This is a genomic window from Stenotrophomonas sp. FBCC-B152 (assembly GCF_059134105.1).
The window spans coordinates 2,118,756-2,143,445 of sequence record NZ_CP101442.1; the positions used below are offsets into that span (position 1 = coordinate 2,118,756).

Annotated in this window: 23 protein-coding genes; 11 read left to right on the plus strand and 12 right to left on the minus strand. The window is 68.1% G+C overall.

Translation table 11 applies throughout. The annotated features are described in order from the left end of the window. Positions 1-15 precede the first annotated feature (15 nt). From NMB40_RS09910 to NMB40_RS09920, 3 genes are all read right to left on the minus strand, one after another. Positions 16-453, minus strand: coding sequence for a VOC family protein (locus tag NMB40_RS09910; RefSeq protein WP_494360909.1), 438 nt, complete (start codon positions 451-453; stop codon positions 16-18). After that, complete coding sequence (locus NMB40_RS09915; RefSeq protein ID WP_068852546.1) at positions 450-908, minus strand: MgtC/SapB family protein; 459 nt, start codon at positions 906-908, stop codon at positions 450-452. The genes NMB40_RS09910 and NMB40_RS09915 overlap by 4 nt, the downstream gene beginning before the upstream one ends. A 113-nt stretch (positions 909-1,021) precedes the next feature. Next, a complete protein-coding gene (locus NMB40_RS09920) occupies positions 1,022-1,780 on the minus strand; it encodes an SDR family NAD(P)-dependent oxidoreductase (protein WP_494360910.1) in 759 nt (252 codons plus the stop codon). 160 nt (positions 1,781-1,940) lie between these two features. On the opposite strand from NMB40_RS09920, the gene NMB40_RS09925 reads away from it, so the two are divergent. Then, a complete protein-coding gene (locus NMB40_RS09925; RefSeq protein ID WP_494360911.1) occupies positions 1,941-3,035 on the plus strand; it encodes an alkene reductase in 1,095 nt (364 codons plus the stop codon). A 12-nt stretch (positions 3,036-3,047) separates the two neighbouring features. On the opposite strand, the gene NMB40_RS09930 is transcribed toward NMB40_RS09925, so the two are convergent. The 3 genes from NMB40_RS09930 to NMB40_RS09940 all read right to left on the minus strand — a co-directional run bounded on the left by NMB40_RS09930 (position 3,048) and on the right by NMB40_RS09940 (position 9,064). After that, positions 3,048-4,943, minus strand: coding sequence for a CocE/NonD family hydrolase (locus NMB40_RS09930; RefSeq protein ID WP_494360912.1), 1,896 nt, complete (start codon positions 4,941-4,943; stop codon positions 3,048-3,050). A 612-nt stretch (positions 4,944-5,555) separates the two neighbouring features. Then, entirely contained in the window at positions 5,556-8,372 is a 2,817-nt protein-coding gene (locus NMB40_RS09935) for a beta-glucosidase family protein (RefSeq protein ID WP_494360913.1), read from the minus strand. Between the two features lie 239 nt (positions 8,373-8,611). Beyond that, positions 8,612-9,064, minus strand: a complete 453-nt coding sequence (locus NMB40_RS09940; protein WP_494360914.1) for a winged helix-turn-helix transcriptional regulator — start codon at positions 9,062-9,064, stop codon at positions 8,612-8,614. Between the two features lie 74 nt (positions 9,065-9,138). On the opposite strand from NMB40_RS09940, the gene NMB40_RS09945 reads away from it, so the two are divergent. The 6 genes from NMB40_RS09945 (at position 9,139) to NMB40_RS09970 (ending at position 17,156) form a co-directional block, all read left to right on the plus strand. Beyond that, positions 9,139-10,332: an MFS transporter gene (locus tag NMB40_RS09945; protein WP_494360915.1), complete on the plus strand. Its 1,194-nt coding sequence runs from the start codon at positions 9,139-9,141 to the stop codon at positions 10,330-10,332. A 256-nt stretch (positions 10,333-10,588) separates the two neighbouring features. Continuing rightward, complete coding sequence (imuA, locus tag NMB40_RS09950) at positions 10,589-11,206, plus strand: translesion DNA synthesis-associated protein ImuA (RefSeq protein WP_494360916.1); 618 nt, start codon at positions 10,589-10,591, stop codon at positions 11,204-11,206. A 9-nt stretch (positions 11,207-11,215) separates the two neighbouring features. Further along, entirely contained in the window at positions 11,216-12,631 is a 1,416-nt protein-coding gene (locus NMB40_RS09955) for a Y-family DNA polymerase (protein WP_494360917.1), read from the plus strand. Continuing rightward, positions 12,628-15,729, plus strand: a complete 3,102-nt coding sequence (locus NMB40_RS09960; protein ID WP_494360918.1) for an error-prone DNA polymerase — start codon at positions 12,628-12,630, stop codon at positions 15,727-15,729. The genes NMB40_RS09955 and NMB40_RS09960 overlap by 4 nt, the downstream gene beginning before the upstream one ends. Before the next feature lie 106 nt (positions 15,730-15,835). Then, entirely contained in the window at positions 15,836-16,342 is a 507-nt protein-coding gene (locus NMB40_RS09965; RefSeq protein ID WP_494360919.1) for a hypothetical protein, read from the plus strand. Positions 16,343-16,388: 46 nt separating this feature from the next. Further along, positions 16,389-17,156, plus strand: coding sequence for a YggS family pyridoxal phosphate-dependent enzyme (locus NMB40_RS09970; RefSeq protein WP_494360920.1), 768 nt, complete (start codon positions 16,389-16,391; stop codon positions 17,154-17,156). 94 nt (positions 17,157-17,250) lie between these two features. Here the strand turns inward: NMB40_RS09970 and NMB40_RS09975 are convergent, their stop codons facing one another. Further along, positions 17,251-18,150 carry a LysR substrate-binding domain-containing protein gene (locus tag NMB40_RS09975; RefSeq protein WP_448142941.1) on the minus strand — a complete coding sequence of 300 codons (900 nt, stop codon included), beginning with the start codon at positions 18,148-18,150 and terminating at the stop codon, positions 17,251-17,253. A 98-nt stretch (positions 18,151-18,248) separates the two neighbouring features. Between NMB40_RS09975 and NMB40_RS09980 the strand changes: the two genes are divergently transcribed. Then, on the plus strand, positions 18,249-18,434 hold the full coding sequence (locus NMB40_RS09980) for a hypothetical protein (RefSeq protein WP_494360921.1): 186 nt from the start codon (positions 18,249-18,251) through the stop codon (positions 18,432-18,434). On the opposite strand, the gene NMB40_RS09985 is transcribed toward NMB40_RS09980, so the two are convergent. The 4 genes from NMB40_RS09985 to NMB40_RS10000 form a co-directional block, all read right to left on the minus strand. Then, entirely contained in the window at positions 18,390-20,597 is a 2,208-nt protein-coding gene (locus NMB40_RS09985) for a hypothetical protein (protein ID WP_494360922.1), read from the minus strand. The two genes, NMB40_RS09980 and NMB40_RS09985, sit on opposite strands and share 45 nt — an antisense overlap. 84 nt (positions 20,598-20,681) lie before the next feature. After that, entirely contained in the window at positions 20,682-21,086 is a 405-nt protein-coding gene (locus tag NMB40_RS09990) for a VOC family protein (RefSeq protein WP_494360923.1), read from the minus strand. Between the two features lie 106 nt (positions 21,087-21,192). Beyond that, a complete protein-coding gene (locus tag NMB40_RS09995; protein ID WP_494360924.1) occupies positions 21,193-21,741 on the minus strand; it encodes an outer membrane beta-barrel protein in 549 nt (182 codons plus the stop codon). 88 nt (positions 21,742-21,829) lie between these two features. Next, positions 21,830-22,231, minus strand: a complete 402-nt coding sequence (locus NMB40_RS10000; RefSeq protein ID WP_494360925.1) for a RidA family protein — start codon at positions 22,229-22,231, stop codon at positions 21,830-21,832. Positions 22,232-22,345: 114 nt separating this feature from the next. On the opposite strand from NMB40_RS10000, the gene NMB40_RS10005 reads away from it, so the two are divergent. From NMB40_RS10005 to NMB40_RS10015, 3 genes are read left to right on the plus strand one after another with little or no spacing between them, the layout of a single operon-like run. Then, positions 22,346-23,296, plus strand: a complete 951-nt coding sequence (locus NMB40_RS10005; protein ID WP_494360926.1) for a LysR family transcriptional regulator — start codon at positions 22,346-22,348, stop codon at positions 23,294-23,296. Between the two features lie 46 nt (positions 23,297-23,342). Next, complete coding sequence (locus tag NMB40_RS10010) at positions 23,343-23,777, plus strand: hypothetical protein (protein WP_494360927.1); 435 nt, start codon at positions 23,343-23,345, stop codon at positions 23,775-23,777. Continuing rightward, positions 23,777-24,193 (plus strand): hypothetical protein, encoded by a 417-nt coding sequence (locus NMB40_RS10015; protein ID WP_494360928.1) that lies wholly within the window; start codon positions 23,777-23,779, stop codon positions 24,191-24,193. Before NMB40_RS10010 ends, NMB40_RS10015 begins: the two co-directional genes overlap by 1 nt. On the opposite strand, the gene NMB40_RS10020 is transcribed toward NMB40_RS10015, so the two are convergent. Further along, complete coding sequence (locus tag NMB40_RS10020) at positions 24,194-24,625, minus strand: hypothetical protein (RefSeq protein ID WP_494360929.1); 432 nt, start codon at positions 24,623-24,625, stop codon at positions 24,194-24,196. Between the last annotated feature and the right edge of the window lie 65 nt (positions 24,626-24,690).

Consider the following 24,690-nt stretch of genomic DNA (forward strand, 5'->3'; position numbering starts at 1 on the left):
CAGCGGATTGCCCGCCTACCCGCAGCCGCACGGACTGGCCGGCCCCTTCAGCTCCACCCCGTTGCCATCCGGGTCGCGCAGGTACAGCGACAGCCCGTCGCCTTCCGCGCCCAGGTTGCTGCTGACCTGCCCATCCACGACCACCCCGTGCATCTTCAAATGCTCGCGCAACGCCGCCTCGTCGAACGGCTCGATGCGCAGGCACAGGTGCTCAAGGTTGCGTCCCTGCGCCCCGGCTGCCGGGCCGCCACGGCTGCCCAATGCACCATCCACGCTTACCAGATCGATCATCGACGCCCCCGCATGCAGGTGCACCATGCCCAGCGTCGGGCGCTCGCGCGCTACCGTGCAGCCCAGCACATCGCGATAGAAGGCCACCGCACGCTGCAGGTCCTGTACCCGCAGCACCAGGTGATCAATGCGTTTGATCTCGAACGGACGCTCGCTGCTCATGGCGACTCCAGTTTCTTGGCCAGGCGACGGAATACCGTCAGCACGATCACGCACATCACGCTGACCCCGATTGCAATCACATATTCCCCGATCCCCACCGCGATGCCGATGGCCGCCGCCATGATCAGCGAACTGGCCGTGGTCAACCCGCTGACCTCGTCGTCGCGGTTGCCGCGCAGGATGGTGCCCGCTGCCACGAAGCCGACGCACGCCACCACCGCCTCGATGAGGCGCACCGGGTCCACCTGCAGCAGGTCGCGGTAGCGCTCCTGCTGGAAATGCTCGGCGATGCTGTCACCCAAGCCGACGATCAGCGCCGCCGCGCCGGCAATCAGCATATGCGTGCGCAGCCCGGCCGCATGCTTGCCCAGCTCGCGCTCAAGCCCGAGCACGCCGCCAAACAACATCGCTGCGGCAATGCGCAGCAGAATCGACAGATCCTGTTCCAGTCCCATCCAGCTCTCCTCGGCAATGCCTCCAGCCTTGCGTGAGCGTCGTCGGAGCGCCGTGAAACCCGGCGTGAGCATGGCGTGCAGGAGCGGAAGCGTCCGCCCCTGCACCCACGGTGTCACTGCGCCAGGTAACCGCCATCAATGGCGTAGTACGTGCCGGTGGCGAACGAGGCGTCGGCACTGGCCAGCCAGGCCACCAGCGCCGCTACTTCTTCCGCCTTGCCCAGCCGGTTCAGCGCGTGCTTGGCTTCCAGCGCCTTGCGCACGGCCGGATCCATCTTGTCCAGCAGCGGCGTGGCAATGAACCCGGGGCCCACCGCGTTGACCCGGATGTTGTCGCCGGCATGCTCCCAGGCTGCGGTCTGGGTCAGCCCGACCACGCCGTGCTTGGCGGCCACGTAGGCCGCGGAGTTGGCAAACCCCACCTGGCCCAGGATCGAGGCCATGTTGATGATGCTGCCGCCCTTGCCAGCCTTGCGCAGTGCCTGGATCTGCGCGCGTTGGCACAGGAACACGCTGTTGAGGTTCACGTCGATCACGCGCTTCCAGCCGTTGACCGGGTACTCGCCGCTGCTCGCCGACGGGCCGCCGATGCCGGCGTTGTTCACCGCGATATCAAGCCCGCCCAGTTCCTGCACCGTGCGCTGCACAGCCGCTTCCACGGCGGCCTCGTCGGTGACGTCCAGGGCAATGCCGATCGCCTTCACGCCCTTGCCACGAATTGCCTCGGCGGTCTTCTGCACCGCGTCGTCCTTCAGGTCCCACACCGCCACCGCCGCCCCGGAATCGGCCAGCAGTTCGGCCACGGCCAGGCCGATGCCCGAAACGCCACCGGTGACGATGGCGACCTTGCCCTTCAGTTGGTAATCGATCATTGCACTGCCTCTGCTTGGGTTCACCCCTACCGTACGCCTCAAATGCGTTACACAACGTGCACGCAGCGCCCCGCAACAATGCTTCCCATCGCTGCAACGCACCTGGGCCTATGCTGGGTGTCGTACCTCTGCACGACCTCCCTTCCCCAAGGCATCGCACATGACACAGTCTTCTGACGGTACGTTGTTCACCCCCACCCGGCTCGGCGCGATCGAGGTCGGCAACCGCATCGCGATGGCACCGCTCACGCGCAACCGTGCCATCGACGGACGCGTGCCCAATCCCCTCGCCATCCAGTATTACGAGCAGCGTGCCAGCGCCGGCCTGATCATTGCCGAGGCCACGCAGGTCAGCCCGCTCGGCCAGGGCTATCTGGACACGCCCGGCATCTACAGCCAGGCGCAGATCGATGCATGGCGCAAGGTCACCGATGCGGTGCATGCGCGTGGCGGCCGCATCGTGCTGCAGCTCTGGCACGTGGGCCGCATTTCGCACACCAGCCTGCTGCCGGAAGGCGAAGTGCCGGTTGCCCCCAGCGCGCTGCGCGCCAATGGCAAGACGTTCACCGCCAAGGGCTTTGAGGATGTCTCCGAGCCGCGTGCGCTGCGCCTGGACGAGATTCCCGCGCTGATCCAGGATTTCCGCCAGGCCGCGCGCAATGCGATCACTGCCGGTTTCGACGGCGTGGAAGTGCATGCCGCCAACGGCTACCTGATCGATCAGTTCCTGCGTGATGGCAGCAACCTGCGCACCGACGAATACGGCGGCAGTATCGAGAACCGTACCCGCCTTCTGGACGAAGTGGTGCGCGCCATCGCCTCGGAGATCGGCGCCGAGCGTACCGGCGTGCGACTGTCGCCGGTGACCCCGGCGAACGATGCGCGGGATTCGCAGCCGCAACCGTTGTTCGAACGCGCGGTCGAGCGCCTGGACGCCATTGGCGGGCTGGCCTTCGTGCATGTGATCGAGGGCGCCACCGGTGGCCCGCGCGACAACATCGCGTTCGACTACGCCGCGCTGCGTGCGAAGTTCAAGGGCCCGTGGATCGCCAACAACGGCTATGACAAGGACAGCGCCGAACAGGCCATCGCATCCGGCTATGCGGACATGATCGCGTTCGGGCGTGCCTTCATCGCCAACCCGGACCTGGTCGAACGCCTGCGCCTGGGCGTGGCATTGTCCGACCTCGATCCGGACACGCTGTATGGCGGTGGCGCCAAGGGCTACACCGATTACCCGAGCGTGTCCGGGTAATCGCCCTCGGCATCAGTACACCGGCAACGAAATGAATGACGCGTTGCCCGGTGCATGCCACACCTGCTGGGTCGCCTTCTGGTAATCGCCCGGCTTGGCCAGGTAGATGTTGGGCACGAAGGTCTGCGGGTTGCGGTCGTACAGCGGGAACAGGCTGGACTGCACCTGCACCATCACCCGGTGGCCGGGCTGGAACACGTGGTTGGCGGTGGGCAGGCCAAATTCATAGTCCAGTACCTGGTTGGAGGCGATCGCCTTGGGTTCGCTGAAGCTTTCGCGGTAGCGTCCCCGGAAGATCGCCATCGACACGCCCAGCTCATAGCCGCCCATCTCCGGCGTCGACGGCACCTGGTCGGGGTACACGTCGATCAGCTTCACCACCCAGTCGCTGTCGCTGCCGCTGGTGGCCGCCTGCAGGTTCACCTGCGGCGCGCCACCGATCCGCAGCGGCTCGGTCAGCGGCTCGCTGACGAAGGTCAGTACGTCGGTGCGGCCATCCACGAAGCGCTGGTCCTTGACCAGCCAGCTGGTCCACATGTCACGATCGGCGAAGCGCACCGGGCGCGGCGCGAACGGCACCGGCTTTGCCGGGTCGGACACGTAGGCTTCGTACGTGGCCTCGCCCGCCTGCGGCGCCTCGAACGACAGCTTGCCGCCCGCGCGCAGGTACAGCGGCTTGGTCTGGGCAGCGGTTCGCGGCCACTGCTGCAGCTTGTCCCAGTGGTTTTCGCCGGTGTTGTAGATCAGCACCGGCGGTGTATCGGCCTTGGCCGCGCCATCGACCAGGTACTGGTCGAAGAAGGGCTTAAGCACGTCGCGGCGGAACTGCAGCGCGGTATCGCCATCGAACTTCAGCGCGCCCAGGCTGCTGCCGTCATAGTTGACCTGGCTGTGCCGCCACGGCCCCATGACCAGGTAGTTGAGCGTATTGCTGCTGTCACGCGGCTCCATCGCGGCGTAGCTGTGCACGGCGCCCCACATGTCTTCCTGGTCCCACAGGCCCTGCAGCCACATGGTGGGCACCTTCAATTCGGTCCTGGCCATGCGCGCATCCAGCGCCTGTTCCTGCCAGAAGGCGTCGTAGGCCGGGTGTTCCACCAGCTTGTGCCACCACGCCAGCTGCTCCAGGCCATTGGCCTTGGCATAGTCACCGGCCGAGCCGGCGCGCAGGAAGGTGGTGTAGTCGTCGTAGCCGGTGCTGGGAATGGACGGCCCCTTGCCGCGCTTGGCCAGCTGGCCGGTGAAGTAACCGAAGTTGACCTGGCGGAAGGCGCCGTAGTTGAGCCAGTCATCACCCATCCAGCCGTCGATCATCGGGCTTTGCGGCGCGGCGACCTTCAACGCGGGGTGCGGGTTGGTCAGCGCCATCACCACGGTGAAGCCCTCATACGAGGAGCCCAGCATGCCGACCTTGCCGTTGCTTTCGGGCACGTGCTTGACCAGCCAGTCGATGGTGTCCCAGGCATCGGTGGCATGGTCGACCTTGGTGGCATTCAACGGCCCACGCAGCGGCCGGGTCATCACGTAATCGCCTTCGGAACCGTACTTGCCGCGGATATCCTGGAACACGCGGATATAGCCGGCATCGACGAACACTTCGTCGCCCTGTGGGAGGATGTCGCGCATGTGCGGCGAATCGATGCGCTTGGCGCGGTTGGCGGCATCGTACGGGGTACGGGTCAACAGCATCGGGGCGTTGCGCGCGCCCTTGGGCACGACGATGACGGTGTACAGCCGGGTCCCATCGCGCATGGGAATCATCACTTCGCGCTTGTCGTAGTCATACCCCGCGGTTGGGGTGACGAATCCCTTGGCCGGAATATCCGGCGTCATCGGCGCGGTCTGCGCCGACACGCTGGCGGCAATCATCAGGCTCAACAGCACGACAGGCACGACACGAACACGCATGGCTCTCTCCGGGAAGGTGATGGCGACCAACCTCCGCAGCCTAGCGCCGTTCTTCCCTGCCCGATATATGCCGATGGTTGGCCGCGAACGGCCTCTTACAGCAAAGCCCTGAGAGCCAGAGCCTTAAAGGCCAAAGCCTTGGTCTGCGCATGTCCCTGGCTTGGGCCGGCGGGCATGGGGGTACGGGGGGCGCCGTGAACCCTTCCATGGGGGCTCTTGCGAAACATCCATGTTTCGCAAAGCCCCCGTACCCCCATGCCCGCCGACCCTTTGACAGTGAGCCGGTGGCCACGGGAACAGCGTCGGTGCCGATCGTTGGTCGGCACCGACGCGGTAGGGTCGGTTCCCAAACGACCGCCGATATCGTCAATCAGTGCGGTAACGCATGACCAAACCGAAGAAAGCCGTTGCCGTTGCGTTTGATGTCCCTGGGCAACCAGCCAACTGTCAAAGGCTGGCGGGGGTGGGTTTGCGGGACCGTAGAGCGCCATGGATGGCGCGAACGAGCCTACAGGGACGTACTTGCGGCGTGTCCCGCAAACCCACACCCGCCAGCCAAGCCAGGCACACTCGCAGACCAAGGCTGTTCGCCGTGATGCGTGAGTGCTTACCTCACTTCACCACACCACCACTCAACACAATCGGCGAGGTCTGCAGCGGCTCGTTGGCCGAACGCGAAAGCTGCAGCTCGTAACGGCCTTCCGCAATCTTCCACTGCTTGTCGGCCGTATCGAAACTGGCCATCGCCTTCGGTTCGGCCTCGATGCGGATCCGGCGCGACTCACCCGGCTGCAGCGTGACCTTCTGGAAGCCGATCAGGCGGATCGGCGTGGTGCTGCCTTCCGGCATCTTCAGGTACAGCTGCGCCACGTCCGCACCGGCCACCTTGCCGGTGTTGCGCACGTCCACCGTTGCCACCAGGCGCTGGCCCATCGCGGTGTAGGCCAGGTTGTCGTACTGGAACTGCGTGTACGAGAGCCCGTGGCCGAACGCGAACTGCGGCGTGAGGCCCTTGGCCGCGAACCACTTGTAACCGACGTTCGCGCCTTCGATGTTGTAATCGATGGTGTCATCCGGCTTCTGCTTCGGGTTGAAGCCCAGCCCGTTCACGTGCGGGCGCGGCAGCTGCGACACATCGACCGGCCACGTCACCGGAAGCCGGCCCGACGGATTCACCTTGCCGGTCAGCAGCGCCGCGATCGCTTCACCGCCACGGATACCCGGGTACCACGCCTGCAGGATCGCCGGCACCTGCTGCAGCCACGGCAGCTCGACCGGGCCGTTGGTTTCCAGCACCACCACCGTCTTCGGGTTGGCCTTGGCCACCCCGGCAATCAGCGTGTCCTGGTTGTCCGGCAGCTTCATGTGCGGCAGATCGACCGATTCGGCCGACCACTGCGTCGCGAACACGATCGCCACGTCGGCCGCTGCGGCAGCGCGCGCGGCAGCCGCCACGTCACGACCGTCCACGTACTCGATGGTCGCGTCCGGGCGCTCGGCGCGCAGCGCCTCCAGCGGCGACGACGGGTGGAAGATCACCGGGCCCGGCCAGGTGGTCGGCAGCACGCCCGGTACCGCATTGGTGCCACGCGCGGTCCAGCCCACCATCGACGAACCACCGCCCCCGATCACGCCCTTGTCGGCATGCCCGCCGATGATCACGATGCGCTGCACGTCCTTGCCCAGCGGCAGCACGTCACCGGCGTTGCGCAGCAGCACGCTGCCCTCCTCCACCGTGCGCTGCGCGGCGGCAAAGCCCGCTTCATCGTCGATCGGCACATGCTGCGGCGGCAGGTCGAAATTGCCGTGCGCGAACATCGTGCGCAGGATCCGCGCCACCATGTCGTTCAAGCGCGCCTGCGGCACGGTGCCACCGGCCACGGCCAGCCGCAGCGGTTCATCGAAGTACACCGCCTTGTCGAACACCTCGCCCGCCGACTGCTGGTCCAGCCCGGCCAGCGCCGCCTTGGAGCCGCTGTGCACGCCACCCCAGTCGGACATCACGAAACCGGGGAACTTCCATTCCTGCTTGAGCACCTCGTTCATCAGGTAATCGTGCTCGCAGCCGTAGGTGCCGTTGATGCGGTTGTAGGAACACATCACCGAACCGGGCTTGCCTTCGTCCAACGCGATTTCAAAGGCCAGCAGGTCCGACTCGCGCATCGCCTGTTCGCCGATTTCGGCGCTGTGGAAGTTGCGCGAGGTTTCCATGTCGTTGAGCGCGAAGTGCTTCATCGTCGAGATCACGTGCTGGCTCTGCACGCCGCGGATCGACTCGCCCACCAGGCGGCCGGCCAGCACCGGGTCTTCGCCGGCGTATTCGAAATTGCGGCCATTGCGCGGGTCGCGCTGCAGGTTGACGCTACCGGCCAGCAGGATGTTGAAGCGCTGCTGCCAGGCCTCGCGGCCCATGGTGGCGCCGCCGGTGAAGGCGATCTGCGGGTTCCAGCTCGACGCGGTGGACGGGCCCGACGGCATCGCCGTGGCATGGTCGCCCTTGCGGATCCCGCCCGGGTTGGTCACGCCCACGCCGGCATCGGCCGACTGCTGGGACGGAATGCCCAGGCGCGGCACGCCCGGCACGAAGCCGGCCGAACCGACCGCGCCTTCCGGCAGCGGCCCGCCATCCTTGCCCAGCCCGAAGTAGCTGTGCAGCATCTGGAACTTCTCGTCCACCGTCATCCGCGCCACCAGCAGCTTGGCGCGCGCGTCGGCGCTCAGCCCGGTGTCCATCCACGGCGTGTCGCCGCCCACCGGTGCGCTGTAGCCCAGCGTCAGCAGCTGGCCGGCGATGCTCGTATCGGCGTCCAGGCGCAGCTTGACCGGCTTGGTCGTGGTGGCGTCGAAGCCGGCGCTGTAGCCGGCGCCCTTGCCGATGTCGGCGAAACCAGCGGCGGTTGCGATGTCCGCATCGGTGCCCAGCAGCACCGCCGGCGCACCCAGGCGCGAGCTGTCCACCAGCGCCTTGACCACCGTGCCATCGGCATCGGCAACGCGCGTGTACAGCGCCACCACATGGCGGCCGTCATTGAGGCGCAGGTAGTTCAGGCCAGGCGCTTCCACGCCCGATTCGGCTTCCACCGGCAGGCGGGAGAGCACGATGCTGCCGCGCTGCTCGGCGGCGGCCGGATCGGCACTGATGAAGCGATAGGTGTAGCCCAGGTCATCGGCCAGTGCCGCCAGCGGGTCCGGTGCGTGCGCGCTTTCCATGGTGTCGGCCGGGCGGATCACGTTGCCGATGGTCAGCGCATCCACGTCCAGCGCCTGCAGCTGTTCGGCCACCGCCTTGGCATCCAGGTAGGTCGGTGCCTGGTCCAGGCGGAGCACGGTGAAGGCCTCGCCCCCCACCGCCGGTGCGGCGAAGGCAGAGGCAGACAGCGACAGGGCGATGGCGGCCGTCAGGGCCAAGGGCTTTGTAATCGTTTTCATAAGCGGGCGAAACACCTTTGCTGACGCACTAAATCCAGGGAGTCTTGCCGCAGAAGGGTGCAGCGCCGTCATGGCGGGATCCCGGCACGCAACCGCGGTCGGGATCGAACTACACGGGCACGCCAGCCACGATCAGGCCCCTCCGCCTGTCGCCACAGCCAACGCATCCGTCGGGTGCCGTCGCCAGCATCCATCCGCCCAAGAGTCGTTCACCCTGTTCATCCGTGTCAACAGCGTGTTCAGGTTCGCTGCACCGGATCCGGCTTGATTACTTCGGTCTGTGCAGCCGTCAGCGCCCTGCCCTCTGCATCGCGCGGCAGCAGCGGTGCCACCGCCTCCCCGGTGCCGATCACCTGCAGGTGCGAACGCGGTTCAGACGGGTCGAACAGATGGCCCTCGCCCCATTGGCGCAGCGCCACCACCAGCGGGAACAGCGCCCGGCCTTGGGCGGTGAGCACGTAGTCGTGGTAACGGCTGCCATCGGCGGCGGGCTGCTGGATCAGCACGCCGGCGTCCTGCAGGGCCTGCAGGCGCTGGCTGAGCATGCTGCGCGACATGCCCAGGCCACGCTGGAAATCGCTGAAGCGGCGCACGCCGTCGAAGGCGTCGCGCACGATCAGCAGCGACCAGCGGTCGCCGATCAGGTCCAGCGCGCGCGCGACCGGGCAGGTGGGGTTGAGATCGTGGTGCATGGCGATCCTCCTTAGATGGTTTCATTTTAGAACCAAATGCCACAGACTCAACTGGTTCTATTTCGAGACCAGTTATGTCTACCACCGTCCCCCTCCCGCGCATCGCCCCTTCCCTGCTGCTGCTGTTCGCGTGCGCCGCCGGGCTCAGCGTGGCCAACGTCTATTACGCCCAGCCACTGCTGGATGCGCTGTCGGCCGACCTGCACATCGGCGTCTCCTGGATCGGCGCGGTGATCGCCGCGACCCAGGTCGGCTCGGTGGCCGCCCTGCTGTGGCTGGTGCCGCTGGGCGACCGGGTCGAGCGGCGGCGGCTGATGGCGCTGCAGACCGCCGCGCTGATGCTGGCGCTGCTCTGCGTCGCGGCCGCCGGTACGGCCGTGGGCTTGTTGTTGGCCATGTTCGCCGTGGGCCTGCTGGGCACCGCGATGACCCAGGGGCTGATTGCCTACGCGGCCGCCGCCGCACCGGCGCATGCGCGCGGCCGCGTGGTCGGCGCCGCGCAGGCCGGGGTGGTGATCGGGCTGCTGCTGGCGCGGCTGGTGGCGGGCGTGGTGGCCGACCTGGGCGGCTGGCGCACGGTGTACCTGCTCTCGGCGGGCGTGATGGGGCTGACCGGGATGCTGCTGTGGCGGCATCTGCCGCGTCTTGCGGTGCCGGCTGCCTCGCCGCGGTTGTCGCTGCTGGCCCTGCTGCGCCAGCAACCGGTGCTGCGCCGGCGTGGGCTGCTGGGACTGTTGATGTTCACCGGGTTCGGGTTGTTCTGGAGCAGCATGGCGCTGCCGTTGAGCGCGCCGCCGTTCCGGCTTGGGCACACCGCGATCGGTGCGTTCGCGCTGGTGGGTCTGCTCGGCGCACTGGCCGCTGCGCGCAGTGGGCACTGGAGCGACCGTGGGCATGCCGACCGGGTGACGCTGGGGGCGCTGCTGCTGTTGCTGTTGAGCTGGTGGCCGCTGTCGGCGCTGCACCACACGCTGGGCTGGCTGGTGCTGGGCGTGCTGCTGCTGGATCTGGCCGTGCAGGCCCTGCATGTAACCAACCAGAGCCTGATCCTGGCGGCGGCGCCGGCCCAGGCCCAGGCGCAGGTGATTGCGGCGTACATGCTGTTTTACGCGGCCGGAAGCGGGTTGGGCGCGTTGCTGGGGAGCGCGGTATATGCGGCGCATGGGTGGGCGGCGGTGTGTTGGGTGGGGGCTGGGGTGTCGCTGTTGGCGTTGGGGATTTTTTTGCGGGGGTCATGGACGTCTGACGGGCGGCTTCGGCGGGGGTAAACGTCGGGAAATGTGCGGCGGGCCGATGTGAATTGGGTTTCGGACGCTTGAGCCGCGCTGCGCGCGGTCGACAGGCATGGCCTGTCGCTACGAATTGTTACGTGGTGTCCGGCACCCGGATAATTCATTAGCAATTTTGCTAATAACACGTAGCATGTCGGTCTCAACCCTTGACACCTGCCCTGCCTATCCTCGCCTCCATGTTCAGGTTTCCCGCCCATTTCCCCTTGTTCCAGCCTGCCAGGGAGGTGCGCTGATGGGCGCCGTGGTGGCCTTGGAACAACTGCTGGAAAGCCGCCAGGTCTGGCGCGGGCAGCCGCGCGGGACGGCGCGGGAAGCCCCTGCCCACCCGACCGGGCACCCGGCGCTGGACAGCCGCCTGCCCGGCGGGGGCTGGCCGCCGTCGGCCCTGTCCGAGGTGCTGCTGGGCGCGCCCGGCCAGGGGGAGCTGGCGCTGGTCTGGCCGACCCTGGCCCGGCTCAGCCAGCTGCAGCAGACCGTGGTGCTGGTCGCCCCGCCGCACCTGCCACATGCCCCGGCCTGGGCCGCTGCCGGGCTGGCCCTGGGCCAGCTGCAGGTGGTGCATGCCAACCACCGCGAAGCGCTGTGGGCGGCCGAACAATGCCTGCGCTCGGCCGCCTGTGCGGCGGTGCTGTGCTGGCCCGGGCATGCCGACGACCGCGCCCTGCGCCGGCTGCAGGTGGCGGCCGAAACCGGCCAGTGCCTGGGCTTTGCCTTCCGCGACAGCCGGCTGGCGCGCAACCCCTCCCCCGCCCCGTTGCGCCTGCAGCTCGATGCCGGCCAGGTGCGGGTGCTCAAATGCCGCGGCGGCATGGCACCGGCGCAGCCGCTGCCGCTGGCCCTGGCCCATTGAGGCGCCGCCATGCAGTGGGCCTGTTTGTTGCTGCCTCAACTGGCGCTGGACGCGGCCCTGCGCCAGCAGCCCGATCCGCGCGCGCCGCTGGTGCTGGTCACCGGCCCGGCCCAGCGCCGGGTGCTGCATGCGGTCAGCCCGGCGGCGCGCCAGCTCGGCCTGCGCCGGGGCATGCTGCTGTCGGCCGCGCAGGTGCTGACCCGCGACATGCTCACGGTAGACTACGACCCGCGCGCCGAACAGGACACCCGCCAGCTGCTGGCCAGCTGGCTGTATGGCATCAGCTCGCAGGTGAGCCTGGCCTTCCCGCATGCGCTGGCGCTGGAAATCGGCGCCAGCCGTGCCCTGTTCGGTGACTGGCCGGCGATCGAACAGCGCCTGCGCGAGGGCCTGAAGGAACTGGGCTTCCGCCACCGGCTGGTGGCCGCGCCGAACCCGCATGCGGCCTGGGTACTCACCCGCGTACATGCCCGGCTGGGCGTGGATGCGACCGCGCTGGAACCTGCACTGGCGCAGATCCCGATCGACCGCAGCGGCCTGCCGGCCGAAGCCGTCACGGTACTGGCGCGCTCCGGCCTGCGCACGCTGGGTGCGGCCTTCGCGCTGCCCCGCGAAAGCCTGGCGCGGCGTTTCCCGGCCCAGGTGCTGGCCCACCTGGATGCATTGCGCGGTATCCGCAGCGCGCCGCTGCAGTACTTCCGCCCGCCGGACCGGTTCGATGCACGGATCGAGTTCGAGTATGAAATCGAATCCACCCAGGCCCTGCTGTTCCCCTTGCGCCGCCTCACCGCCGACCTGGCCGCCTTCCTGTGTTCGCGCGATGGCGGTGCGCAGCAGTTCGACCTGTGGTTTGAACATGAGCGGCACCCCGATACCCGGCTGACCGTGGGCCTGCTCGCGCCCGAACGCGATGCGGCGATGCTGTTCGAACTGGCGCGCAACCGCGTCGACCACCTGCGCCTGCCCGCCGGCAGCCGCGGGCTGCGCCTGCAGGCCGAACACCTGCCGCCGTTCGTGCCGGCCGCGCGCGACCTGTTCGACCCGCGCCCGCAGCAGGCCATGCCATGGGAGCAGCTGCGCGAGCGGCTGCGCGCGCGGCTGGGCGACGATGCCGTGCAGGGCGTGGGGCTGCGCGCCGAACACCGCCCCGAACGTGCCAGCGGCCCGGCCGCGCAGGTTACCAAGGGCCCGCCGCCCATCCTGCCGCTGCGCCCGGGCTGGCTGCTGGCCACGCCGCAGCCGCTGTACGACCCGGACCTGCGCATCCTCTCCGGGCCGGAACGGATTGAATCGGGCTGGTGGGACGAAGGCGATGTGCGCCGCGATTACTACGTGGTGGAAACCGCCCTGGGCCAACGCGCCTGGGCCTATACCGCCGCCGGTGCGCGGCACGGGCCGTTCATGCTGCACGGCTGGTTCGCATGAGCACCGCCCTGCCCGGGTACGCCGAACTGCATTGCCTGTCGGCCTTCAGTTTCCAGCGCGGTGCTTCCATCGCCGAGGAACTGTTCGCACGTGCGAAGGAACAGGGCTACCAGGCGCTGGCGATCACCGACGAATGTTCGCTGGCCGGCATCGTGCGCGCCTGGCAGGCGGCGAAGAAGCACGGGCTGGCGCTGATCACCGGCGCCGAATTCCAGATCGAGGACGGGCCCAAGGTGGTGCTGCTGTGCACAGACCAGGCCGCCTATGCCGGGCTGTGCCAGCTGATCACCACCTGTCGCCGGCGTGCGCCGAAAGGCCAGTACCGCTGCCTGCGCGAGGACTTCGATGCCCTGCCCGACAGCCTGCTGTGCCTGTGGCCGGCACGTTCGCCCAGTGCCGGTGATGCGGCCTGGCTGCACGCGCGCTTCCCGCACCGGCTGTGGCTGGCGGTGGAGCTGCACCGCGACGCCGACGACGTGGCACGGCTGGAAGCGCTGCTGGAATTCGGCTACGCCCACGACCTGCCTCTGCTGGCCAGCGGCGACGTGCACATGCACGTGCGCCGCCGCCGTGCGCTGCAGGACACCCTCACCGCGATCCGCCAGCACTGCACCATCGCCGATGCCGGCTGGCACCTGTTCCCCAATGGCGAACGCCACCTGCGCACCCGCCAGGCGCTGGCCGCGTTGTACCCGCCCGAGCTGCTGGAGGAAACCCTGCGCGTGGCCGAGCGGTGCCGGTTCGACCTGGCGCAGCTGCAATACACCTACCCGCGCGAGCTGGTGCCCGACGGCCACGACCCGGCCAGCTGGCTGCGCATGCTGGTGGAAGAGGGCATGCGCTGGCGCTGGCCGGGCGGTGCCACCGAGGGCCAGCGCCGGCAGATCGAACACGAGCTGCGACTGATCCACCTCAAGCAGTACGAGTCGTACTTCCTGACCGTGCACGACATCGTGCGCTTCGCCCGCAGCCAGCAGATCCTGTGCCAGGGCCGTGGCTCGGCGGCCAATTCGTCGGTGTGCTTCGTGCTGGGCGTGACCGAGATCGACCCCAGCCACATGGAACTGCTGTTCGAACGCTTCATCTCCGAAGAGCGCGACGAGCCGCCGGACATCGACATCGATTTCGAACACGAACGCCGCGAGGAAGTGCTGCAGTACGTGTTCAACCGCTACGGCCGCGAACGTGCCGCGCTCACCGCCGTGGCGATCAGCTACCGCGGCCGCAGCGCGGTGCGCGACGTGGCCCGCGTGCTCGGCCTGCCGCCGGACCAGGTCAACGAACTGGCCGCCTGCCTGGACCGCTGGAGCAGCCACGAGCCGCTGCCCGAGGCCCTGCGCGAACGCGGCTTCGACCCGGACACGCCGCTGATGCAGCGGGTGGTGGCGCTCACTGCCGAACTGGTGGACTTCCCGCGCCACCTGTCCCAGCACCCGGGCGGCTTCGTGATTTCCGAGCACCCGTTGTCCACCCTGGTGCCGGTGGAAAACGCAGCCATGGCCGACCGCACCGTGATCCAGTGGGACAAGGACGACCTGGATGCCACCGGGCTGATGAAGGTCGACTGCCTGGCGCTGGGCATGCTCACCGCCGTGCGCAAATGCCTGGCCATGCTGCACGCCCATGGCGCCCCGGCGATGGGCATGGCCGACATCCCGGCCGCCGACACCGCCACCTACGACATGATCTGCCGCGCCGATACGCTGGGCGTGTTCCAGATCGAATCGCGCGCGCAGATGGCGATGCTGCCGCGCATGCAGCCGCGCTGCTTCTACGACCTGGTGATCGAAGTGGCGATCGTGCGCCCCGGCCCGATCCAGGGCGACATGGTCCATCCCTACCTCAACCGCCGCAAGCGGCTCAAGGAAGAAGGGATCGAAGAGATCGATTACCCGCCCGAACTGGAAAAGGTGTTCAAGCGCACCCTGGGCGTGCCGCTGTTCCAGGAACAGGTGATGCAGCTGGCGGTGGCCGCCGCCGGTTTCAGCCCCGGCGAAGCCGATGCGCTGCGCCGTTCGATGGCGGCGTGGAAGCGCCACGGCGGGCTGGAGCCGCACCGCGACAAACTGCTGGCCGGCATGGCGAAGAACAATTACAGCCGCGAATACGGCGAGCGCCTGTTCGAGCAGATCAAGGGCTTCGGCAGCTATGGCTTCCCGGAAAGCCACGCGGCCAGCTTCGCGCTGATCACCTACGTCAGCTGCTGGCTGAAGTGCCACCACCCCGCCGCGTTCGCCGCCAGCCTGATCAACAGCCAGCCGCTGGGCTTCTACACCCCGGACCAGATCTTGCAGGATGCGCGCCGGCACGGCGTGCCGGTGCTGCCGGTGGACGTGCGCCACAGCGAGTGGAACTGCACGCTGGTGCCGGCCACGCCGCCCGATGCCCTGCCCGGCATCCGGCTCGGCCTGCGCATGATCGATGGCTTCAGCGAAGCGGTGGCCGGGGAAGTGATGCAGGCACGTGCCCGGCATGCCTTCGACAGCGTGGCCGACCTGAGCCAGCGGGCGCGGCTGGACCGCCGCCACCAGGGCCTGCTGGCCGATGCCGGCGCGCTGAAGGGGCTGAGCGGACACCGTCACCGCGCGCGTTGGGATGTTTCGGGCGTGGAGAAACCGCTGCCGCTGTTCGAAACCGTTCGCGCCACCGCCGACGCGGCCGTGGCGTTGCCGGCGCCGAGTGCGTTCGAAGACATGCAGGCCGACTACAACAGCACCGGCACCACCCTGGGCCAGCACATGGTGTCCTTCCTCCGCGACGCGCTGCGCGCCCGCCGTTGCCAGCGCTCCGACGAACTGGCGCAGCTGCCGCACGGGCGCAGCGTGCGCTTCGCCGGGCTGGTGCGCATGCGCCAGCGCCCGCAGACCGCCAGCGGGGTGACCTTCCTCACCCTGGAAGACGAAAGTGGCATGGTCAACGCGGTGGTCTGGCGCAAGACCGCCGACCGCCAGCACCGGGTGCTGGTGGAGGCGCAGCTGATGCAGATCGATGGCCGGCTGGAACGGGTGGATGGCGTGCAGCACCTGATCGTGCAGCGCATGCATAACCTCGATGCGCTGATCGACGGGGTGCGCACCCACAGCCGCGACTTCCATTGAGTGCTGTGACCGGTTTCACGCTGACGATAGATACAGACTTTCCCGACTGGTGCGGTCACGACGGCTTCGGCTATCGTCGCTGCCATCCAAGGATCCGGAGCCTGCCATGTCGCGCGTACTCACCCTCACCACCCTGGCGGTGTCCAGCCTTGCCCTGCTGGTGTCGGGCTATACCGCCGTGCAGCTGCACCGCAGCCAGTCCACCGAGCGGGTGATCACCGCCCGCGGGCTGGTCATCCAGGACGGCAGCGGCCAGGCCCGGGTGGTCCTGGGCGCGCCGTTGCCCGACCCGCTCAGCAAGGGGGTGTCACAGGGCCCGCGCGCCTCGCCGCTGTCGGGCGTGGTGCTGCTCGGTGCCGACGGTTCCGAACGTGGCAGTTATGGCACCGCCGATGTCGGCGACGAGGCCTCGCTCACCCTCGATGATGCCAAGGGCACCACCGAAGTCTTCAAGATCACCGCCAACCCCGATCGCGGCGCCACGTTGGTGATCAAGCACCAGAACAGCACCGGCGCCATGCTCACTTCCTGGCAGGGCAAGCCGGAGCTGATCTTCCTCAACGACAACGGGCAGTCGCATTACATCCGTCCGGGGACACCTACGGCGCCCTGATTGCCGCCGTGCGAAAATGCGGGCCGTGCCTGTTCCGGAACATGTCATGTCCATCGTCGCCCCTGCCTGGCCGCAAGCCACTACCGTTGAAGACTTCCGCCACAACCTGGAGGCGGTGCATGCGCGCATCGCGGCCGCGTGCGCGCGCGCCGGACGTGATCCGGCCACGGTGCGGCTGCTGCCGGTGAGCAAGACCGTGGACGAAGCGCGGCTGCGGCTGGCGGTGCAGGCCGGCTGCGATACGCTGGGCGAGAACAAGGTGCAGGAAGCCAAGGGCAAGGCCGAGGCGATGGCCGACCTGGGCATCCGCTGGTCGGTGATCGGCCACCTGCAGACCAACAAGGCGCGCGATGTAGCCCGCTTTGCCAGCGAATTCCAGGCGCTGGACAGCCTGCGCGTGGCCCAGGCGCTGGACCAGCGGCTGGCGCAGGAAGGCCGTACGCTGGACGTGTTCGTGCAGGTCAACACCTCGGGCGAAGCCAGCAAGTACGGCCTGGACCCGATCGAGGTGGCCGACTTCGTGCAGCAGCTGCCCGCCTTCCCCCAGCTGCGCGTGCGCGGCTTGATGACCCTGGCGCTGTTCTCGGCCGATCCCGAACAGGTGCGCCCGTGTTTCGTGCGCCTGCGCGACCTGCGCGAGCGCCTGCGCCCGACCCTGCCGGCCGGCGTCAGCCTGGACGAACTGTCGATGGGCATGTCCGGCGATTTCGAGATCGCCATCGAGGAAGGCGCCACCGTAGTGCGCGTCGGCCAGGCGATTTTCGGCGTGCGCAGCACACCGGACAGCCAATATTGGCCTACGCCTGCGCCTTGATCAGCACCGTAGCCACGCAGGGCGTGGCTCTACGCGTAGACCGAACCGCTGGTAGAGCCACGCCCTGCGTGGCTGCGCCATGTCCGGGGCGCAGCTAGCCCACCAACGCCTCCATATGCCGCGCATGTTCCGCCGCCTGCGCGTGCAGCCACTCACGAAACGCCAGGAACCCCTGGTGCGTGGACGACCGTGGCGGGTACACCAGCCAATGCGACCAGCGGGTCTTCAACCGATGCGGTGACAACGCAATCAACTGCCCCGAATCCAGCAGCAACCGCGCCCGCGTCACCCGCCCCAGCGCCACCCCGAAGCCATCCAGCGCGGCACGATGATGCGATTCGGAGTCATTGAGCATGGCCACGTAGCGCGACGGCGCAACCTCCCCGATCGAGGCGAACCAGCGCTGCCATTCGCCATCCGGATCCCCCAGCAGCGGCCACTGCGACAGCGGCAGCGCGCCCAACCCGCCCATGCGTTCGACCAGTGACGGGCTGGCCATCGGCATCAGCCACTCATCGAACAGCGGCTCCACATGCAGGCCACTCCACTGCCCGGCGCCCACCCGCAGCGCGGCATCGCACTGCAGTTGTCGATCAAAATCCGTGAGCCGTTCGCTGGATTCCAGGTTGAATTCGATCTCCGGGTGGCAGGCCACGAACGACCCCAGCCGTGGCACCAGCCAGTTGGAGGCCATCGAAGGCAATGCGCTCACCGACAACACGCGGTCGTGGCGCGCACCGAACGGCTGCAGCGCCAGCGCGATCGCATCCAGGTGCGGACCGACCTGCTCCAGCAGGCGCTGGCCTTCGGGCGTCACCCGCACCCCGCGCGCCTGCCGCTGCAGCAGCGCATAGCCCAGCCGCTCCTCCAGCTGCCGCATCTGGTGGCTGAGCGCGCTGACGGTCAGGTTCAGCGAGTCGGCCGCGCGGGTCAGGTTGCCGAGGCGGGCGGCGGTGACGAAATTCTGCAGCGGCTGGAGCGGGATGCGGGACATGGCGACTTGAATCCAGTTCAAGAAAGACTTGCGAAAGGATCGCTTTTGCGCCATCCATCCTGCCCCTATCGTGAGTCCTACTCAAGTGGAGGACGCACATGAACATCTACAGCGGATTGTTGTTCCTGCACGGGCATATTGCCGATGCGGGGTTGGCGCGGGCGCTGGCGGAGCCGGTAAAAGTGCCCGAGGGTGACGCCGTGCGGGCGGTGACGGGGGCAGCCACGCAGGGCGTGGCGCTACCGGTCCGGGCTGCCTGCGGGGTTGGCACGGCCCGGCGTTGAGGCATCGGGCAGCACCCGCGGCCGGCTGTCGTACCAGTCGCGGGCACCGGCGAGGTGCCAGGTGCGCTTGCCGCCGTCCAGTTCGATGCCGGCCCCCAGCAGGCCCCAGCGCAAGTACAGGTCGCCACGACGCTGGGCCTGCTCCATGTCCAACCGGGCGCGCAGCGACAGCCGCGCGTTCTCGGCCTGCAGGTCGTCCACCGCCAGGTGCTCGCGGCGCCAGCGCAGCTGCCCGCTGGCCTGCACTTCACCCGAATCCAGCAGGCCCAGCACCCAGCGCGGGTACTGGCTGCGCTCGGCATAGATGCCCAGCAGCGGACCGGCATCACGCAGGCGCAGGTCGGCCCTTGCGTCCACCTGGAACGGCGCCTCGGACTGGATATGCCCGCTGCGCAGATCGACCTCGCCCCACCAGCCGCCCTTGCCCGTGTCGCCGTCGACCTGCACATTGCGCAGGCTGAGCGTGGTGCCCCCCAGGTCGAACTGGCCGGCGTCGAAATCGGCGCGCTGCAGCCGCGCCTTGACCTGCGCATCGCCACGCAGCGACAGGCCGGCGGCCTGCATGCGCGCACCGGTGCCACGCAGGTCCGCGCGCCCCTGCCCGACTCGGCCGGCAGCATCCAGCGTTACGTCGCCGCTGAGCAGTGCGGTACCTCCGAGCAGACGCACGTTGTCGTTACCCACGTAGCGGTTGTAGGCGCTCAGGTCGGGCACCCGCGCATCGGTGAAGCGCAGCTGCGCGCGCATGCCGTCGCGCAGCTGCTGCAGCCGCGCATCGCCGCGCAGCGTCAACGCCAGCGCCTTGCCATCGAACAACACCGCCTTGGGCGCATCGGTTGGCGCCGCGCGGAACGTGGGAATATCGACCTTCAGTTCGGCCTGTGGCGGCGCCCCCTCGACAATGCGCCCCCGTGCATGCGCATCGCCCTGCATGCGCACGCCCGCCACCTCGGCAACGGCGGCCACCTGCGGCACCTCCAGCGTGCTGCCCGGCGCCAACTGGCCATCGGTGATGCGCAGGTCGCCCTGCAGCAACCCGCCCCCCTCCAGCTTGAACCACGGCTTGCGCACGAACAGGTCGGCAATCCAGTTCAACGACTCGAAGCGCCACGCGCCACGCACCTGCCCGGACAGGCGCGGCAACAGTTCGGCCGGCGCCTCGAACGGAATCTTTCGGCCGGTGACGCGCAGGTCCGCGTGCAGTTCGCTGCCGGTTTCCGGGTCGCGCGGCAGGCGTGCCTGCACGCGCATGTCCTGGGCCACGTCCAGCTGCAGCGACAACAGGCCACGGTCCGGCGCATGGACGCCGGCATGCACCGGCACTCGCCACACTACGCGACTGCCCGGTTCCAGCAGGCCGCGGTCCATCACCACATCTGCCGTGAGCCGCGCCTCGGCGGGTACGCTGCCGACCTTGACGTGTGGCCCGGCAGTGTCGATCTTGATCGCCTGGCTGCGCCCGTCCACCTGCAGTTGCGCGAAGGTGATCCCGAATTTGCGCAGGCCCGGGGCCTCATCCCGGTAGTGGCGCGGGTAGTGGAAGCGCGCGGCCAGGTGCCCCTCGTCGAGGAGCGTGACCCCGTCGTAGGTGATCGTGGCCTGCTCGAAGCCAGCGGTGGAATCGAACAGTTCCGACGGCCCGCCCTTGACCTGCTTCTGGAAGCCCACCGTGCCATGGCCCTGCCCGGCGACCAGCAGCTTGCCGAAGCGGCCGCTGCGGATGCTGTCGCTGTGGATCGCATCCAGGCGGATGTTCCAGCCGCGATCACCCCGCGGCGGCGGCGGGATCGCCTTCTCCACCCGTTGGATGTCCGCTTCCACGCCAGTGGCGTTGATGCCGGGAATGCGCACCTCGCGCTTGAACAGGTGCACCAGCGAGATCCACGCGCTCGCGCGGTCGGCACGGAAGATGTAGACGGTATGGTTGGCCTGGCCACGGACGCGCACGTTCCAGACAACCGCGTGCCCGGGCAGCAGCGTCAGTGCCGGCCCGGTCTGCAGGCTGAATTTTTCAGGTTTGCGGTTGGTGACCGCATCGAACAGCGGCGTGTTGAGGAACACGTTGCCGGCGAGCAGGTACAGCGCATACAGCGCGAGCAAGGTAAGCAACGCCACGCGCCATGGCCGGGGCCAGCGCCGGACGCGCTCGGGAATCAGGGGCATGGAGTTCTGCGACGAAGCGAAGTGACGCCGCCACTATCGACAACCGGGCAGCGGAGCCGCGTGAAGGCGCGCTCCCGATGTCGCTCACCCGGCGCGCCGCTCCGGATCCCATGCCATCGGCTGCCACAGCTCCAGCTTGTTCCCCTCCGGATCGAGAATCCACGCGAACGACCCGTTCTCATGCGTCTCGGGCCCACTGACGATGGTCACCCCGGCCTCGCGCAGGTTCGCCAGCAGCCCCTCCAGGTCATCCACCCGGTAATTGATCATGAAAGGCGCATCGCTGGGACTGAACCACTGGCTCCCAGGCTCGGCCAGCGCCCACACGGTCAGCCCGCCGTCGTTGGCCTTGTCGTCGGGCCAGCGCAGCACCGCGCCACCGAACTCCTCCAGCGTCATGCCCAGGTGCTGCCGGTACCACTCGGCCAGCGCCGCGCGGTCGCCACGGCTCTTGAAGAACACCCCACCGATTCCGGTCACCTTTGCCATCGCAGTCTCCCTGGGTCCGTGCTGATCCTATGCCCTTGCCCGCGCAAAAGAAAACGGCAGGCCGTTGCACCGGCCTGCCGTTGTCCTGTCACTGCAAGCGCTGGAATCAGAAGCGGAACTCGCCACCCAGGCTGATCGTATCCACGTCCACGTCCACCCCGCTGAAATCCCCCTGGCGGCGGTCGTAGTTCAGGCCCAGGCCCCAGCGGCGGTTGAAGTCGTAACCGACATTGACGCCGTAGTACGGCTTGGTCGAGCTTTCGTCATCCACCACGTCGAAGGTGTCTTCGCGCACCTGCGCGGTCAACCGCGCGATGCCGGCGCGCGCGCCGATGAAGAAGCCGGTGTTGTCGGCGCCGAAGTTCTTCTTGACCACCACGCCGGCACCGATCGAGACCAGGTCCAGCTCCTGGTCGTAGCCCAGGTCCTTGTTGTACAGCGAGCCGACATGGCCTTCGACGCCGATGTTCGGGGTGAACCAGTAGCCGCCGCCGACCGAGGCGGAAGTATCCGACTCGCTGCCACGGAAACCGTCGTAACGCACTTCGGTATCGCTGCTGCCCAGCTCGGCGCGCACGAACGCGTGGCCAGCCATGGCATCGGTCGACAGGGTGGCCAGCGCGATGGCGGCGGCCAGGGTCACGAACTTCTTCATTCAGGTCCTTCCAAAAGGTGGTTTGCCCATCTGGGCGGCGCCACTCTGCCTCCTGTTCATGTTTGTGTCAATTCCGTTAAACGGATACTCAGGCGCTGGCCTCGGGCAGCTTGGCCACCACCTTGAATTCCACGTCGAACCCGCTGAGCCAGGTGACCCCGACCGCGGTCAGGCTAGGGTGCGGCGCCTGGCCCCAGTACTCGGGCACGATCGCCCAGACCCGCTCCAAGATCCGGTCCGGGTCGATCATGAAGACGGTCACGTCGACCACATCGTCGAACGTGCAGCCGGCGGCCGCCAGCACCGCGTTGAGGTTCTCGAACAGCTTGTGCACCTGCGCTTCCAGGCCCGGTTCGGGCGAACCGTCCACGCGGCTGCCGACCTGGCCGGAGACGAACAGGAAGCCGTTGGACCGCACCGCTGGCGAATAGCGGTAGCGGGCATACAGGTCCTGGCGGCCAGGGGGAAACACGACGTCGCGACTTGCCATTGCAGACTCCAGAGGGGTTTGTGCCCCGGGTGATGGGATATCTCCACGGTAGGCGCCCCGGCCCGGTCGATAAACGACCAACCTTGTCCATCACTGTTTGTAGAATCCAAACAATTGACCGCAGGAGTGCCGATGGACCGTTTCGATGCCATGCAGGCCTTTGCCCGGGTCGTGGAGACCGGCAGCTTCACCCGTGCCGCGCAGACCCTGCACATGAGCCGCACCACGGTGACCCAGCTGGTGCAGCAGCTGGAAGCGCGGCTGCGCGTGCGCCTGCTCAACCGCACCACCCGCCAGGTCAATGTCACCGACGATGGCGCGGCGTACTACGAGCACGTCACGCGGCTGCTGGCCAACCTGGACGACGCGGAAACCAGCCTCTCCAGCTTCGCCGCCAGCCCGCGTGGCCGGCTGCGGGTGGATGTGCCCGCGCCGCTGGCGCGGTTCCTGCTGGTGCCTGCGCTTCCCGGTTTCCATGCGCGGTATCCGGACATCCAGCTGGACCTGGGCGTCAGCGACCGCAACGTCGACCTGATCGATGAGAACGTGGACTGCGTGATCCGCGGCGGGGTGCTCACCGACCCCTCGCTGGTGGCACGGCACATCGGCGACCTGCAGGCAGGGCTGTACGCCGCGCCGCAGTACCTGGCCACGGTTGGCATGCCCGACCACCCCAAGGCATTGGAAGCCGAACCGCATCGCATCGTCGGTTATCGGGGCTCGCGGCGTGCAGGCGCCATGCCCTACGCGCTGCGGCGGGGCGAAGAAATGCTGACCGTGCACGGCCGGCATCAGCTGGCGGTCGACGACGGCAACGCCTACCTGGCGGCCGGCGTGGCCGGGCTCGGCGTGCTGTGGCTGCCCGATTACGTTGCCGCCGCGCATGCCGAACGCGGTGAACTGGTCCGCGTGCTCACCGACTGGCAGGTCGACCCGATGCCGCTGCACATCGCCTTCCGCCCCAACCGCCACGTCAGCGCCAAGCTGCGCGTCTTCGTCGACTGGGTAGCGGTCCTCATGGCCGAACACGTGCCGGTGATGACAAAAGGCTCGAACCTGCCCTAGCATCGCAGCCACAAGCCCGCGCCCCTGCGCCGGGCGAGGACAGGCATTGACGCAGTTCCTCCAGCTGTTCGGTTCCCGGCTTTCGATGATGTTCGCAGCGATCGCGCTGCTGTACCTGCTGTGGTCCACCGCACCGCTCTGGTGGTCGGCGCGGCGGGCGTTCCTGCGCCGCGACCGGCTCGTGCACCCCTGGTCCTTCATTTTCATCGCTGCGATGCTTGCGTATGGGAGTACGGCACTGGCCACCATGGGCGTGACGTCGGTGGTTGGCATGTCACGCGTGCTGGATGCGGCGGCGCATCCCGGGTTGCTGTCGGCGATCGCGCCCGGATCATGGCTTGCTACCCGGCTGGGCGCCTGGCTGCCTCCCGCACTCCTTCCGCTGCATCTGCTGATCACCTGGTTCATCACGCGCCAGTTGTCGCAACACTGGGGCGAGCTCTGCGCACGTGGCGCACTCTCTGCCCGGAAGGTGCGCTGATGCAGATTCCCGACCAGTGGTTCAGCCTGCTCCTCTGGCTGTTGTTCGAGGAGGGCCTGTGGCGGATCTGGATGTCATCGCCCCTCTGGTGGGCGGTGCTCAAGGTGCTGCTGCGACGTGATCGCCTGCCCCGCCCCACCACTTTCGTGGTCGTGTCTGCGGCGCTGGCGTACGGGGTGATTGCGGCGGTGAGCGTGGTCGTCATCATCCCGGTCAAGGTCGCAGGCCTCTACCTGGCGCCCCAGTTCATGGAGGCAGGACTGCCGTTGGGCCCGACGCTGACGGCGCTGGACAACGGGGTCACAGCCGCATTGCTGCCATTGGCCTTCTCGCTGCCCATTTCCGCATGGTGGATTTCGCGGCGACTGGCGCAGCGCTGGCCGAGGTTGTGCGGCGGGGATGTGGTCTCCGGGTAGTTACAGCGGCGCGATCACCAGCGTATCGCCCTTGCACGCATTGACGTCGCGGTAGATCGCCGTGCGTCCGTTACGGAACTGCAGGCGCAGATCGAAGCGGCAGCCGGCGTCGCCCAGGCGAACCGTGGTGCTGCCGCCACCACCGTCGAGCGTATCCATGGGAAGTTGTTCGAATGGATCGCTGCCAGCGGCGGCTACTTCCAGCGTGGTGATGCTGTCGTGTGCGCGATTGAGCAGCGTGAGGTAACGCGGCGCAGCGGCGTTCACGGTGCTGGCGAGCAGCAGGCTGGACAGGACGGCAAGGCGGATCGGGAACATCGCGGCATCTCCGGCGGTTGGGTTCGCCGCCATCAGGCCGCTGGCCGCCCCGCGCGCGCCACCGATCCGGGACGAATCGTCGTCCCGGCAGGACCAATCGTAATGGGCCCTCATGGCGCTTCTCCGGGCCCGCCCGCACGCCTAAGATGGCCCTGCCCCGCCGTGCCGGGCGTCCTGGA

What these genes read in the sequence shown, in the direction of transcription:
- NMB40_RS10020 (WP_494360929.1), bottom strand. Translation starts at nt 24,625, where the DNA reads ATGAGGGCCCATTACGATTGGTCCTGCCGGGACGACGATTCGTCCCGG.
- NMB40_RS09965 (WP_494360919.1), top strand. Translation starts at nt 15,836, where the DNA reads ATGTCGCGCGTACTCACCCTCACCACCCTGGCGGTGTCCAGCCTTGCC.
- NMB40_RS09945 (WP_494360915.1), top strand. Translation starts at nt 9,139, where the DNA reads ATGTCTACCACCGTCCCCCTCCCGCGCATCGCCCCTTCCCTGCTGCTG.
- NMB40_RS09915 (WP_068852546.1), bottom strand. Translation starts at nt 908, where the DNA reads ATGGGACTGGAACAGGATCTGTCGATTCTGCTGCGCATTGCCGCAGCG.
- NMB40_RS09995 (WP_494360924.1), bottom strand. Translation starts at nt 21,741, where the DNA reads ATGAAGAAGTTCGTGACCCTGGCCGCCGCCATCGCGCTGGCCACCCTG.
- NMB40_RS10000 (WP_494360925.1), bottom strand. Translation starts at nt 22,231, where the DNA reads ATGGCAAGTCGCGACGTCGTGTTTCCCCCTGGCCGCCAGGACCTGTAT.
- imuA (WP_494360916.1), top strand. Translation starts at nt 10,589, where the DNA reads ATGGGCGCCGTGGTGGCCTTGGAACAACTGCTGGAAAGCCGCCAGGTC.
- NMB40_RS09975 (WP_448142941.1), bottom strand. Translation starts at nt 18,150, where the DNA reads ATGTCCCGCATCCCGCTCCAGCCGCTGCAGAATTTCGTCACCGCCGCC.
- NMB40_RS09935 (WP_494360913.1), bottom strand. Translation starts at nt 8,372, where the DNA reads ATGAAAACGATTACAAAGCCCTTGGCCCTGACGGCCGCCATCGCCCTG.
- NMB40_RS09980 (WP_494360921.1), top strand. Translation starts at nt 18,249, where the DNA reads ATGAACATCTACAGCGGATTGTTGTTCCTGCACGGGCATATTGCCGAT.
- NMB40_RS09925 (WP_494360911.1), top strand. Translation starts at nt 1,941, where the DNA reads ATGACACAGTCTTCTGACGGTACGTTGTTCACCCCCACCCGGCTCGGC.
- NMB40_RS09990 (WP_494360923.1), bottom strand. Translation starts at nt 21,086, where the DNA reads ATGGCAAAGGTGACCGGAATCGGTGGGGTGTTCTTCAAGAGCCGTGGC.
- NMB40_RS09920 (WP_494360910.1), bottom strand. Translation starts at nt 1,780, where the DNA reads ATGATCGATTACCAACTGAAGGGCAAGGTCGCCATCGTCACCGGTGGC.
- NMB40_RS09970 (WP_494360920.1), top strand. Translation starts at nt 16,389, where the DNA reads ATGTCCATCGTCGCCCCTGCCTGGCCGCAAGCCACTACCGTTGAAGAC.
- NMB40_RS09930 (WP_494360912.1), bottom strand. Translation starts at nt 4,943, where the DNA reads ATGCGTGTTCGTGTCGTGCCTGTCGTGCTGTTGAGCCTGATGATTGCC.
- NMB40_RS09955 (WP_494360917.1), top strand. Translation starts at nt 11,216, where the DNA reads ATGCAGTGGGCCTGTTTGTTGCTGCCTCAACTGGCGCTGGACGCGGCC.
- NMB40_RS10015 (WP_494360928.1), top strand. Translation starts at nt 23,777, where the DNA reads ATGCAGATTCCCGACCAGTGGTTCAGCCTGCTCCTCTGGCTGTTGTTC.
- NMB40_RS09960 (WP_494360918.1), top strand. Translation starts at nt 12,628, where the DNA reads ATGAGCACCGCCCTGCCCGGGTACGCCGAACTGCATTGCCTGTCGGCC.
- NMB40_RS09985 (WP_494360922.1), bottom strand. Translation starts at nt 20,597, where the DNA reads ATGCCCCTGATTCCCGAGCGCGTCCGGCGCTGGCCCCGGCCATGGCGC.
- NMB40_RS09910 (WP_494360909.1), bottom strand. Translation starts at nt 453, where the DNA reads ATGAGCAGCGAGCGTCCGTTCGAGATCAAACGCATTGATCACCTGGTG.
- NMB40_RS09940 (WP_494360914.1), bottom strand. Translation starts at nt 9,064, where the DNA reads ATGCACCACGATCTCAACCCCACCTGCCCGGTCGCGCGCGCGCTGGAC.